The organism is Streptomyces sp. MMS24-W38, from assembly GCF_059889265.1.
Genome location: NZ_JCBCPP010000001.1, coordinates 5,321,869 through 5,334,179, shown reverse-complemented (window position 1 = coordinate 5,334,179; position 12,311 = coordinate 5,321,869). Strand labels below are relative to the sequence as shown.

At 70.9% G+C, this 12,311-nt stretch carries 15 protein-coding genes; 6 read left to right on the top strand and 9 right to left on the bottom strand.

The annotated features are described in order from the left end of the window. Positions 1–15: 15 nt before the first annotated feature. The 3 genes from AC6F7H_RS23275 to AC6F7H_RS23265 form a co-directional block, all read right to left on the bottom strand. Positions 16–222, bottom strand: a complete 207-nt coding sequence (locus AC6F7H_RS23275; protein WP_500758851.1) for a hypothetical protein — start codon at positions 220–222, stop codon at positions 16–18. Between the two features lie 175 nt (positions 223–397). Continuing rightward, a complete protein-coding gene (locus tag AC6F7H_RS23270; RefSeq protein ID WP_500758850.1) occupies positions 398–514 on the bottom strand; it encodes an SGM_5486 family transporter-associated protein in 117 nt (38 codons plus the stop codon). A gap of 58 nt (positions 515–572) precedes the next feature. Then, complete coding sequence (locus tag AC6F7H_RS23265; RefSeq protein ID WP_500758849.1) at positions 573–1,895, bottom strand: CynX/NimT family MFS transporter; 1,323 nt, start codon at positions 1,893–1,895, stop codon at positions 573–575. A 76-nt stretch (positions 1,896–1,971) separates the two neighbouring features. On the opposite strand from AC6F7H_RS23265, the gene AC6F7H_RS23260 reads away from it, so the two are divergent. Beyond that, positions 1,972–2,664: a FadR/GntR family transcriptional regulator gene (locus tag AC6F7H_RS23260; protein WP_500758848.1), complete on the top strand. Its 693-nt coding sequence runs from the start codon at positions 1,972–1,974 to the stop codon at positions 2,662–2,664. Here AC6F7H_RS23260 and AC6F7H_RS23255 read toward each other — a convergent pair. The 6 genes from AC6F7H_RS23255 to AC6F7H_RS23230 all read right to left on the bottom strand — a co-directional run bounded on the left by AC6F7H_RS23255 (position 2,642) and on the right by AC6F7H_RS23230 (position 6,036). Next, positions 2,642–3,031: a hypothetical protein gene (locus tag AC6F7H_RS23255; protein ID WP_500758847.1), complete on the bottom strand. Its 390-nt coding sequence runs from the start codon at positions 3,029–3,031 to the stop codon at positions 2,642–2,644. The two genes, AC6F7H_RS23260 and AC6F7H_RS23255, sit on opposite strands and share 23 nt — an antisense overlap. A 221-nt stretch (positions 3,032–3,252) precedes the next feature. After that, positions 3,253–4,020: an enoyl-ACP reductase FabI gene (gene fabI, locus AC6F7H_RS23250; RefSeq protein WP_500758846.1), complete on the bottom strand. Its 768-nt coding sequence runs from the start codon at positions 4,018–4,020 to the stop codon at positions 3,253–3,255. Positions 4,021–4,025: 5 nt separating this feature from the next. Then, positions 4,026–4,730 (bottom strand): 3-oxoacyl-[acyl-carrier-protein] reductase, encoded by a 705-nt coding sequence (gene fabG, locus AC6F7H_RS23245; protein ID WP_279336790.1) that lies wholly within the window; start codon positions 4,728–4,730, stop codon positions 4,026–4,028. Between the two features lie 131 nt (positions 4,731–4,861). Then, positions 4,862–4,996 carry a hypothetical protein gene (locus tag AC6F7H_RS23240; RefSeq protein WP_500758845.1) on the bottom strand — a complete coding sequence of 45 codons (135 nt, stop codon included), beginning with the start codon at positions 4,994–4,996 and terminating at the stop codon, positions 4,862–4,864. 68 nt (positions 4,997–5,064) lie between these two features. Further along, positions 5,065–5,448 carry a hypothetical protein gene (locus AC6F7H_RS23235; RefSeq protein WP_500758844.1) on the bottom strand — a complete coding sequence of 128 codons (384 nt, stop codon included), beginning with the start codon at positions 5,446–5,448 and terminating at the stop codon, positions 5,065–5,067. Positions 5,449–5,583: 135 nt separating this feature from the next. Further along, positions 5,584–6,036, bottom strand: coding sequence for an ATP-binding protein (locus tag AC6F7H_RS23230; RefSeq protein ID WP_500758843.1), 453 nt, complete (start codon positions 6,034–6,036; stop codon positions 5,584–5,586). Between the two features lie 166 nt (positions 6,037–6,202). Here AC6F7H_RS23230 and AC6F7H_RS23225 point away from each other — a divergent pair, with 166 nt between their 5' ends. The 5 genes from AC6F7H_RS23225 to AC6F7H_RS23205 all read left to right on the top strand — a co-directional run bounded on the left by AC6F7H_RS23225 (position 6,203) and on the right by AC6F7H_RS23205 (position 12,267). Further along, a complete protein-coding gene (locus AC6F7H_RS23225; RefSeq protein WP_500758842.1) occupies positions 6,203–7,063 on the top strand; it encodes a helix-turn-helix domain-containing protein in 861 nt (286 codons plus the stop codon). Then, entirely contained in the window at positions 7,060–7,260 is a 201-nt protein-coding gene (locus tag AC6F7H_RS23220) for a DUF397 domain-containing protein (RefSeq protein WP_500758841.1), read from the top strand. The genes AC6F7H_RS23225 and AC6F7H_RS23220 overlap by 4 nt, the downstream gene beginning before the upstream one ends. A gap of 755 nt (positions 7,261–8,015) precedes the next feature. Continuing rightward, positions 8,016–9,236, top strand: a complete 1,221-nt coding sequence (locus AC6F7H_RS23215; RefSeq protein ID WP_500758840.1) for an RNA-guided endonuclease InsQ/TnpB family protein — start codon at positions 8,016–8,018, stop codon at positions 9,234–9,236. Between the two features lie 89 nt (positions 9,237–9,325). Beyond that, positions 9,326–10,849, top strand: coding sequence for a TldD/PmbA family protein (locus AC6F7H_RS23210; protein WP_500758839.1), 1,524 nt, complete (start codon positions 9,326–9,328; stop codon positions 10,847–10,849). Further along, positions 10,846–12,267 (top strand): metallopeptidase TldD-related protein, encoded by a 1,422-nt coding sequence (locus AC6F7H_RS23205; protein ID WP_500758838.1) that lies wholly within the window; start codon positions 10,846–10,848, stop codon positions 12,265–12,267. The genes AC6F7H_RS23210 and AC6F7H_RS23205 overlap by 4 nt, the downstream gene beginning before the upstream one ends. Positions 12,268–12,311: the final 44 nt, after the last annotated feature.

Below are 12,311 nucleotides of genomic sequence, written 5' to 3'. Positions count from 1 at the left end.
CCGTCCCCGGGGTGCTCAGCGGACTATGAGCTGCTGAGCACGCTCGAGGAGGTGGGTGATCCCGGGCTCGGCGGTCGCCACGTGCGCGTCGGAGGGGTTCAGGACCAGTGCGAGCAGCGTGACGAAGGCGAGCGTGGGCAGGGCGAGGGCCCACCACGGCAGCCGGCTGTCGACGCCGCCCCGGAGGACCGGGTGGGGCCGGGTGTGGGTGCGCGCCGACATGAGGTCTCCGCTCTTCGAGTGTTTCGTGCCGCGTCTCGCGGCCACATCTCGAAGGTATGTACTCCTCGACCCTCAACCCATCCGGTGACCCACCCACTTGACCCTGATCCTGGCCCCCTAGGGGACAGGGGGCCAGCACCACCATGGCCCCCGGACAGGGCCGGCGCCGGGGATGTCACGGCGCGAGGATGCTCGCGATCACACCGATGACGACGAAGATGGCGAGGAACGCTCCGAAGACGAGCAGCAGCTTCTTCTGGCCGTTCTGCGGGTTCGGGTCGAGGACTGGCATGGGGCAAGTCTCGCACCCGCCGGCCCCGCGGCGCGCCCCGGGGTCGGGCGGAGCGGGCTCAGCGGGCCGTCGCCTCGTCCTCCACCGTGCGGTCACGGCCCGCCAGGACTCCGGCGATCGTCTGCGGGATCATCAGTCCGGCCAGGAGCGCGAGCGGCAGGCCCCAGCCGCCGCTGTGCTGGTAGAGCACGCCCACCAGGAGGGGGCCCGGGATGGAGATCAGATAGCCGGTGCTCTGGGCGAAGGCCGACAGCTTGGCCACACCCGCGCCGGACCTGGCCCGCATCCCGACCATGGTGAGCGCGAGGGGGAAGGCACAGTTGGCGATGCCCAGCAGCAGCGCCCAGACCAGGGCGCCTGCGGCCGGTGCGAAGTACAGACCGGCGTAGCCGATCAGGCCGCTCACACCGAGCACGAGCACGATCGGGCCCTGCTGGGGCAGGCGCGTGGCGAGGCGCGGGATGACGAAGGCGAGCGGCACGCCCATCACCATGATGAACGCGAGCAGCAGCCCGGCCGTGCTCGCGGGCACGCCCGCGTCCCGGAAGATCTGTGGCATCCAGCCCATGGTGATGTAGGCGACGGTCGCCTGGAGCCCGAAGAAGACGGCCAGCGCCCAGGCGGTCCGGCTGCGGGTGACGCGCACCTCGGGCGCCGATGCCGCCGCCGCGCCCGGGGACGACGGCCCGGGTGCGGGGGCACGCTCGGCCGGTGGCCTGCCCCGCTTTCCCGCGAACGGGATCCAGGGCAGTACGGCGGCCGCGGCGAGCGCCGCCCACAGGGCGAGTCCCGTCTGCCAGTTCCCGCCCAGCGCCTCGGTCAGCGGCACGGTCACCGCGGCGGCCGTGGCCGTGCCCAGGGCGAGGGCCATGGAGTACAGGCCGGTCATGGAGCCGACCCGGTCCGGGAACCACTGCTTGACGATGACCGGCATCAGGACGTTGCTGACGGCGATGCCCATGAGCGCGAGGGCGCTGGCGGCCAGGAAGCCCGCCGCGCCTCCCGTGAACGGGCGTATCAGCAGGCCCGCGCCGATGGCGACCATGCCGGCGCACACCACCGCGCCCGCTCCGAAGCGGCGGGCCAGCCGCGGGGCGGTGACGCCGAAGACGGCGAAGCACAGCGGGGGCACGGAGGTGAGCAGCCCGGCCACGCTGCCGCTCATGGCGAGGTCGATCCGGACCTCCTCGAGCAGTGCGCCGAGGCTGGTGATGGCGGGACGGAGGTTCAGCGCCGCCAGCACGATGCCGACGACGAGCAGCCGGATCGTCCACGCGCGCGGGGCGGTGCCCCCGGTCTCCCGGAGTTCGGACGGAGCCGCCGTGCGTACGGTCGTGGACTTGAGCGTCCGGGTTTCCTCACCAGCCATGAGATGCATCATAGAATCATGGGATGATTGGTTGTCCATGCCGAGACTGCCGTCCGGCATCGGCTCCCCTGCCGCGCAGAGGTGCGTCATGCCCCTGAGCCATCCCCGTCGTTCTGCGCTGTCCGAGCAGGTCATCGCCGCTCTGCGCGCCCAGATCACCTCGGGCGAGTGGCCGGTCGGCTCCCGCATTCCGACCGAGCCGGAGCTGGTCGAGCAGCTCGGGGTGGCACGCAACACAGTCCGCGAGGCCGTGCGCGCGCTGGCGCACAACGGACTGCTCGACATCCGTCAGGGCTCGGGCACCTATGTCGTCACCACGAGCGAGCTGGCCGGGGTGATGCAGCGCCGTTTCGCCGGCGCCGACCGCGGTCACGTCGCGGAACTGCGCTCCGCCCTGGAGTCGTCCGCGGCGCGGCTGGCCGCCGAGCGGCGCACCGAGAGGGACCTCAAACAGCTCGACACCCTGCTGCTGCGCCGTGAGGAGGCCTGGCAGTCGGGTGCGGCGGAGCAGTTCGTGGCGGCGGACACGACGTTCCACCTGGCCGTCGTGGCGGCGTCGCACAACGACGTGCTGACCGCGCTGTACGCGGACCTGAGCGAGGTGCTGCGGGACTGGCTGCGCGACGACGTCGGCCGGGAGCTGACCCCGGAGACCCACCTGGACCACTCACGGCTGCTGGACGCGATCCGCGCGGGCGACGCGGCGACGGCGGCCGAGGAGGCCGCCGCCCACTCGCCGGCGTGCCGTCCGGGGCGGTTCAGTCCGCCTTCCGGTGGCTGATCCACGCGGCCCGGACCTCCTTCCAGCAGCGGCCGGTCAGCTGCACGGTCTGTGCGGGTGCGACGGCCACCGGGGCGCTGTCACTGTCGAGGTCCCACCATTGGAGGCACTCGATGTGCAGGCTCACGTGGTCGGTGTCCGGATAGGGGTTGTGGCAGTACGCGGTCACCCGGGAACCGTCGGCCCCGATCCGGCAGGCGGCTCCGAACGGATCGTCGGACCCCGCGCCGCCGGACCCGGCGTCGGCCGACCGCACGCGCGCGTGCGACATCGTCTCGTGCGGCGTCGCCTCGTACGCCAGGGCGGGCACGAGAGCGGTGCCGAGGGCGACGGTGAAGGTCACTGAGGCCAGGCGGTGAAAGCGCACAGGGGGACCTCCTCGGCCGTGCTGGGAGGGAGATCAGGCGGGGGATCAGGCAGGGAGCACGCGGTGTCCGCGTGCGCACGGTGACCTGTCGCTCCACAGTGCCCCGCCGACACCGCGCACCGCCCGCACTGCTGAGCCGAACGGGTGACGCGGTGAGGGCCCGCACCCTTCCGGGAAGGGTGCGGGCCCTCACTGACCGCTTCGGGCCGGGTCGGCGGCGCTCAGGCGCCGATGGCGTGCAGACCGCCGTCCACGTGGACGATCTCGCCGGTGGTCTTCGGGAACCAGTCGCTCAGCAGGGCGACGACGCCGCGGCCGGCCGGCTCCGGGTCCTTCAGGTCCCACTCCAGCGGGGCACGGGTGTCCCACACGGAGGCCAGCTCGCTGAAGCCCGGGATGGACTTGGCGGCCATGGAACCGAGCGGGCCCGCCGAGATCAGGTTGCAGCGGACGTTCTGCTTGCCCAGGTCGCGGGCCATGTAACGGCTGGTCGCCTCCAGGGCGGCCTTGGCCGGACCCATCCAGTCGTACTGCGGCCAGGCGTACTGCGCGTCGAAGGTGAGGCCGACGACGGAGCCGCCGTTCTGCATCAGCGGCAGGCAGGCCATGGTCAGCGACTTCAGGGAGAAGGCCGAGACGTGCATGGCCGTGGCGACCGACTCGAACGGCGTGTTCAGGAAGTTGCCGCCGAGCGCGTCCTGCGGCGCGAAGCCGATGGAGTGCACGACGCCGTCGAGGCCGCCGAGCTCCTCGCCCACGACGTCCGCGAGGCGGCCCAGGTGCTCCTCGTTGGTCACGTCGAGCTCGATGACCTTGGCGGGCTTGGGGAGCTTCTTGGCGATGCGCTCGGTCAGGGTGGGCCGCGGGAACGCGGTCAGGATGATCTCGGCGCCCTGCTCCTGTGCCAGCTTGGCGGCGTGGAAGGCGATGGAGGCCTCCGTCAGCACACCGGTGATCAGGACGCGCTTGCCCTCGAGAATTCCGCTCATGTCGTTCAGTGACCCATTCCCAGTCCGCCGTCAACGGGAATGACGGCTCCAGTGATGTACGAGGCGTCGTCCGAGGCGAGGAACCGCACGGCCGCGGCGATCTCCTCCGACCGCGCGTACCGGGCGAGCGGTACCTGCGCGAGGATCTTCGCCTGCTGCTCCTCGGTGAGCTCCCGGGTCATGTCGGTGTCGACGAAGCCGGGGGCGACGACGTTGAAGGTGATGTTGCGCGAGCCCAGCTCACGGGCCAGGGAACGCGCGAAGCCGACCAGCGCGGCCTTGGAGGCGGCGTAGTTCGCCTGCCCGGCGGAACCGAGGAGCCCGACGACCGACGAGATGAGCACGACGCGGCCCTTCTTGGCCCGCAGCATGCCCCGGTTGGCGCGCTTGACGACACGGAAGGTGCCGGTGAGGTTGGTGTCGACGACGGACGTGAAGTCCTCCTCCGACATCCGCATCAGCAGCTGGTCCTTGTTGATGCCGGCGTTGGCGACCAGCACCTCGACGGGACCGTGCGCTTCCTCGATCTCCTTGTAGGCCTGCTCCACCTGCTCGCTGTCGGTGATGTCGCACTTGACGGCGAGGAAGCCCGTGGGGGGCTCGCCCGAACGGTACGTGATCGCGACCTTGTCACCGGCATCGGCGAACGCGCGGGCGATGGCGAGGCCGATCCCCCGGTTACCTCCGGTGACGAGAACCGAGCGGCTCAACGGATCACCCTTTCGATAGCGGTCTGGAGCCCCTGCGCGCGGCAGGCGCCTTCACCGAAAACCTATCGGTCCACCCGCTCCCCGGAGCAATCGGGCACCGACAGTGGCGCACACGGCCTCCTGTCGGGTTCCTACAGTCGGCGCCTCCCTGCGCGCTCGGCCGTCAGCAGGGCCAGCGGATCGGCGTCCTCTGCCACCTCGTAGTGCGGCATGCTGTGCCGGTCGGCGGCGGTGAACGGCTTCAGCTTGATCTTTCCTTGCGCCACCGATTGCGCGTACCGCTCCACGGGCTCGCCGACCGGTGACTGCCCGGCGGTCTGGTCCGTCTCACTTTTCAATCCAGGCCGACAGGTGTGATCGGTGTGACAGGGGCGTCGTCCGGGCCGTTGGTCTGGACGAGCAGAAGATCGCCGACCGTCGCGTCGCGACCGAGACCGAGGCGGGAGACCGGAACCGCGCCCGGGGCTTTGGCCGTACCGACGGGTTGGAGGCGCAGCTCGCCCTCCGCGCCCTGGTAGGCGAGTACCGCCCATACCTCGTCGTGGCCGATACGGGACACCACGCTGCTCAGCCGGTCGGGGAGGACCGCGCACACGACGGTGAGCCGCTGTTGCTCCGTCCTGGGGACGGGGATCACCGCGATCCGCTCCAGCACGCCGGGCAGCGCCCGTGTGCCCTCCAGCAGCCGCTGGACGGTCTCCCGTTCCTCTCCGACCACGTACGCCTCCACAAGCTTTCGCCCGTCGCAGAGCTGACCGTCAACTCGAACAGGTCGATAAGCGCACCCGTCCCTACTGACACTGGCCGAAATCACAACTCAGCCGACACAGCGGGTCGTTGCGGAAGATGATCGTCAACTACGCCCGACCGGGGCGCGGACCGCGCACTCGGCCCACACGGTCTTGCCCGGCCCTGTTCGCCCGTCCACGCCCCAGCGGGCGGCAACGGCTTCCACGAGGAGCAGGCCTCTCCCGCCGTCGGCGCCCGCGGAGGGCCGGCCCGTCGGCTCGGGCAGCTCCGGGTGGGTGTCGGACACCTCGACGCGGACGAGTCCCGCGGACCGGTCGTACGTGAGCCGCAGCTCGAAGTTGCGCCCCGGGACGCGGCCGTGCAGGACCGCGTTGGCGGCGAATTCGGCCACGACGAGGGTGACGGTCTCGGAGGCCGGGCTGCCGTACGGCAGGTGCCACAGGTCGAGCCGGTGTGTGGCGAGCCTGCGGGCGAGACGCGCACCGCGGCGCGTGGCGGAGAACCGCTGGGCGAACACACTTACGGTAACGGCCTCTTGGGCTTCTGGTGCTGGCATGCGCCCAGCGTTCCGGCCCCTCCCGGCCCCCAACAGGGACGACACCCGTACAGGCGCGGCTGTATCGGCGCACACTCTGGACTGGGTGGGTAACTCCCCGTGCCCCCGGGTGGATCGGGCGGGGTTGAGCGGGGCATGAAGACGCGGACACGGGAGGCACGCGGCGATGAGGGCGGACCACGGCGGAGGCGGAAACGGCAGCACGAACGGCACGGAGGCGGAACTCTCCGACAGCCTGAAGACCTTCGGCGCGGTCCTCAAGGCGCTGCGCGAGGAATCCGGCCTGACCCAGGAGGAGTTCGCGCTGCGGGTGCGGTACTCGGCCGCGTACGTGGCCAAGATCGAGCAGGGAAAGCGGTTCCCGCCGGCGGACCTGCCCGCACGGGCTGAGGAGGTACTGGGGCCGGTCGCGCTCAAGGTCCTCACAACAGCGGCGAAGAGCCTGACGCGGAGGGCGGGGCTCGCTTCGTGGTTCCGGCAGTGGGCGGGGATCGAGGAGGAGGCGATCTCCTTGTATGCGTATGAGTGCCGGGCGATCCCGGGGTTGTTGCAGCCGGAGGAGTACGCCAGGGCGGTGTTCGCACGACAACTTCCGCCGTTCACCCAGGAGCAGATCGATCGCAAAGTGGCCGCACGGCTTGAGCGGCAGACACTCTTGACCGAGCGGCCGAACACCGCCTTTACGTTCATCATCGAACAGGCCATTCTGGAGCGCGGGGTCGGCGGCGAATCGGTCACCAGGGCTGTCATCGACCACTTGCTGAACATGGGCGACAGAACCAACGTCGAGATCCAGATCATGCCCCTCCACCAGCAGGACCACTGCGGAGTGGATGGTCAGCTTTACATGGCCGAGACACCGGGACACCAGTGGTTCGGTTACATCGAGGGGCATCGGTCGAGCAGTCTGATTGCTGATCCCGGCGAGGTGAGTGTCCTCCATCAGCGCTACGGCAAGCTGCGTTCCCAAGCCCTGGACTGCCGGGCTACGGTGAACCTGCTGGAACGGATGCGAGGAGCGCTATGAGCACCACCACTGAGCTGAAATGGTTCAAGAGCAGCTACAGCGGTGGAGATGGGGACAATTGCGTCGAGGTCGCCGTGCGCCCCGAGGCGGTCCACATTCGTGACTCGATGGACAAGCGTATCCGTCCGCTCGCCGTCACGCCGACCGCCTGGGCAGCGTTCACGGCACTTGCGGCCGACTCGTCCCTGGACGGCTGAGTTCGCGTCGTACAGGACGTCCGCGGGCGGGCGCGGGGGTTGATCCCGTACCCGCCCGTCGCTCTGTTCGCGCATGCACTGTGGCGCGGTGACACACCTCGGCGAGCTCTCCGCTCGCGTCGGCCGACAGCGCGGACGCCTGCGGAAAACGTCAGCGGAGGACGGCGGACCAGCCGCCCACTGGGCTCCTCGACGGCCGACCCCAGGTGTCCTCGCCCAAGACCGCGAGGGGGTCGCGAGGGCGCACTCCGGGTACGACGTCAAGGCTTGGGACAGTCGAACGCTCCAGGGTCCCGCCGAAGGTGACGCCGGTCGCCGACGTGGCCGAGGTCCCGATGCACTGGAGACCGGGTGCTTCGCAGGCGGCGGGCGAGAAGGGAGACGTCGGCTCCCTGGCGGCCCCGGTAGGTGTGCGGCCGCTGGTGGTTTCCCCCTCCTCACCCTCCAGCATTTCCAGGGCAGCCCGAGGAGCGAGGCATGATTCACCTGTTTCTTGCGAGGTGGCCCCGGCGTTCACGCCGGGGGAGGAATCGCATCCGGGTGCCGCGACGCGGAGCGTCGCCGCACCCGGTCCAGGGCGCGGCGCCCCCGTACTGCTGTCACTGTCGCCGGGGTGATGCGAACGCGTGTGCCTGTGATCGCTGGTGGGGGTGGTGGCTGTGGGATCAGGGCGTGTCTGTGCGGCTGTCGTACGTATGGTCCTTCGGAGGGTCCGGGGTGAGGGAGTGTCCCGGGCGGGGCCGCGAGGGGGCGAGATGGCGCAGGTGCGGGCGGGTGCGGGGGCCGGGCATGCCCGGTACACCTACCGGTTGCGCGTGTCGTCCGCTGCCCGCACCATCCTGGCGGCGGAGTGGGACCGGTGCCGGTGGGTGTGGAACGAATGCGTCGCCAAGTCCAGGGCCGTGCACCTGCACAACAAGTCCACCGGCCGGAAGGCCACGTGCGGCCCGGCTCAGCTCGACAGGATGCTGACCGAAGCCCGCGCCCGCACGCCGTGGCTGCGTGAAGGCGCGTCGGTCCCCCAGCAACAGGTCATCCGCGACTTCGGCCGCTCCCGCGCCAAGGCGCACAAGGACATCAAGGAGCGCCTGCCCGGGGCGCGCCGGGCCGGGATGCCGAAGTGGAAGACCAAACGCGAGGCACTGCCGACCCTCAACTACACCAGGCGCGGGTTCCGGCTGAAGGACGGCCGGCTGCACCTGGCGGGCGGCATCGTCCTGACCGTGGTGTGGTCGCGAAAGCTGCCGGCCGAGCCGTCCTCGGTACGCCTGTACCAGGACGGCCTCGGGCACTGGTACTGCTCGTTCGTCGTCCCCGCCCGGGTCCAGCCCCTGCCGGAGACCGGCCTCGTCCTCGGCGTCGACTGGGGCGTGAGGGAGACCGCGACCACCACGTCCGACGCGTACGACCTGCCGCACGCCGAGCACGGCAGGAAGGCCCGGACCAAGCTGGCCCGGTACGACCGGATGATGGCCCGACGCAGGCCGAAGAAGGGTAAGCCCGCATCGAGGGGCTACCGCACGGCGAGGAAACTGCGGGCGAAGACCCACAAGAAGGTCGCCAGGCAGCGGGCGGACACCGCCCGCAAGTGGGCCAAGAAAGTCGCCCTCGACCACGACGTCATCGCGGTCGAGGACTTCCGCCCGAAGTTCCTGGCCAAGACCACCATGGCCCGCAAGGCAGCCGACGCCGCCATCGGCGCCACCAAGGCCGCCCTGATCGAGATGGGCCGCAAGCACGGGCGGGACATCCGCCTCGTACATCCCGCGCACACCACGATGGACTGCGCGCACTGCGATGCGAGAGCCAAGCACGCACTGCCGCTGAGTGAGCGCACCTACACCTGCACCGCCTGCGGAACCATCTCCCCACGGGACAAGAACTCCGCACGCGTCATGCTCGTCCGGGCTGGTCTCCACCCGGCTGGTGCCGATGGCGCAAGACCTCCCGGAGCGCTGCTCCGGAAGGCGGCCTGAGCCAGGAATCCCCTTCCCTTCAGGGAGAGGGGAGGATTCAATGCCTCCGATGGTCACCACAGGCGAGCGCCCGAAGGGAATCCCCACTCGTGCCCCATGAAGTCGATCAGTCGTTCCTGGCGCTGCCGCTGCGCGCCCTCGCCGATGCCGCGCTGGCCCGCGCGCGGGCGCTCGGGGCGGAGCACGCGGACTTCCGCCTGGAGCGGGTGCGCAGCGCCTCCTGGCGGTTCCGGGACGCCAAGCCGGCCGGGTCGTCGGACACCACCGACCTCGGGTACGCGGTGCGCGTGGTGCACGGCGGGACGTGGGGGTTCGCCTCCGGGGTGGACCTCACCCTGGACGCCGCCGCCAAGGTCGCCTCGCAGGCCGTGGCGATGGCGCAGCTGTCGGCGCAGGTGATCCGGGCGGCCGGGTCGGCGGAGAGGGTCGAGCTCGCCGACGAGCCCGTGTACGCCGACCGGACGTGGGTGTCGTCGTACGAGGTCGATCCGTTCGCCGTGCCCGACGCGGAGAAGGCCGGGCTGCTGGGCGAGTGGAGTGCGCGGCTGCTGGCGGCGCGCGGGGTGGACCATGTGGACGCCTCCCTGCTGACCGTGCACGAGAACAAGTTCTACGCCGATACGGCCGGGACCACGACCACCCAGCAGCGGGTGCGGCTGCACCCGGTGTTCACGGCCGTGTCGGTGGACGAGTCGAGCGGTGAGTTCGACTCCATGCGGACGCTCGCGCCGCCCGTCGGCCGCGGCTGGGAGTACCTGAGGGGCACCGGCTGGGACTGGGACGACGAACTGGAGCGGATGCCCGAACTACTCGCCGAGAAGATGCGCGCGCCCAGCGTGGAGCCGGGCCTGTACGACCTGGTCGTCGACCCGTCCAACCTGTGGCTGACCATCCACGAGTCCATCGGGCACGCCACCGAACTGGACCGGGCCCTCGGCTACGAGGCGGCCTACGCGGGCACATCCTTCGCCACCTTCGACCAGCTGGGGAAGCTGAAGTACGGCTCGGAGCTGATGAACGTCACGGGCGACCGCACCGCCGAGCACGGTCTGGCGACCGTCGGCTACGACGACGAGGGCGTCGAGGCGCAGTCCTGGGACCTCGTGAGGGACGGCACGCTGGTCGGCTACCAGCTGGACCGGCGGATCGCGAGGCTGACCGGGTTCGAGCGGTCCAACGGGTGCGCGTTCGCGGACTCCCCCGGGCATGTCCCGGTGCAGCGCATGGCCAACGTGTCGCTGCGGCCCGACCCCGCCGGGATGTCGACCGAGGATCTGATCGGGGGCGTGGACCGGGGCATCTACGTCGTCGGTGACCGGTCGTGGAGCATCGACATGCAGCGGTACAACTTCCAGTTCACCGGGCAGCGCTTCTTCCGGATCGAGAACGGGCGGCTCACCGGGCAGTTGCGGGACGTGGCCTACCAGGCGACGACCACCGACTTCTGGGGCTCCATGACGGCGGTCGGCGGCCCGCAGACCTACGTCCTCGGAGGCGCCTTCAACTGCGGCAAGGCCCAGCCGGGGCAGGTCGCGGCGGTCTCGCACGGCTGCCCGTCCGCCCTCTTCAAGGGAGTCGGCATTCTCAACACCACCCAGGAGGCGGGTCGATGAACGCTCGTACCACCAAGCCGCACGAGCTCGTCGAGCGTGCTCTGGAGCTGTCCCGGGCCGACGGTTGTGTCGTGATCGCCGACGAGCAGTCGACCGCCAACCTGCGCTGGGCGGGCAACTCGCTCACCACGAACGGTGTCACGCGCGGGCGCACGCTCACCGTCATCGCGACGGTGGACGGCCGGGAGGGCACGGCGTCCGGCGTCGTGTCCCGGTCCGCGGTGACCGTCGACGAACTGGAACCCCTGGTGCGGGCCGCCGAGGCCGCCGCACGGGGCGCCGGGCCGGCCGAGGACGCCCGGCCGCTGGTCACGGAAGCGGCGGGGGCGGCCAAGTCCTCTGAGGCCCCCGATTTCACCGAGGCGCCCGCACAGACCTCCTCCGCCGTGTTCGCCGACTTCGCCCCGGCCCTCGGTGAGGCGTTCGCCCGCGCGCGTGCGGGCGGCCGGGAGCTGTACGGCTTCGCCAACCACGAGCTGGTCTCCAGCTACCTCGGTACGTCCACGGGGCTGCGGCTGCGGCACGACCAGCCGAGCGGGACACTGGAGCTGAACGCCAAGTCGCCGGACCGTACGCGCTCGGCGTGGGCGGGCCGTGCCACACGGGACTTCAAGGACGTCGACCCGGGGGCGCTCGACGCCGAGCTGGCCGTGCGGCTGGGCTGGGCCGAGCGGCGGCTCGAACTGCCCGCGGGCCGGTACGAGACGCTGCTGCCGCCGACCGCCGTCGCGGACCTGCTGGTCTACCAGCTGTGGTCGGCCTCGGGCCGGGACGCGGCCGAGGGCCGCACGGTCTTCTCCAAGCCGGGCGGCGGCACCCGGATCGGCGAGCGGCTGTCCGGGCTGCCGCTGACCCTGCGCAGCGACCCCGCCGAGCCGGGGCTGGAGTCGGCGCCCTTCGTGATCGCCCACTCCTCCGGGGGCGACCGGTCGGTGTTCGACAACGGGCTGCCGCTGACGGCCACGGAGTGGATCCGCGAGGGCGAGCTGACGCGCCTGACCACCAGCCGGCACGGCGCGGACCTGACCGGGCTGCCCGTGGCACCGGGGATCGACAACCTGATCCTCGACGGGGGCGAGGACCGCTCCCTGGAGGAGATGGTCGCGGCCACAGGCCATCGTGGGCCCTGCTTGCTGCTGACCTGCCTGTGGTACATCCGCGAGGTGGACCCGGCGACGCTGCTGCTCACCGGTCTGACCCGGGACGGCGTCTACCTCGTCGAGGACGGCGAGGTCGTCGGGGAGGTCAACAACTTCCGGTTCAACGAGTCGCCGGTGGACGTACTGGGCCGCGCCACGGAGGCGGGGCGTACGGAGAGGACGCTGCCCCGGGAGTGGGGCGACTGGTTCACCAGGGCCGCGATGCCGCCGTTGCGCGTGCCCGATTTCAATATGAGTTCTGTCAGCCAGGGCGTATAACCTCGTAGGCGTTCGCCCTCGGCGGTCACCCGACCGGCCGAGGA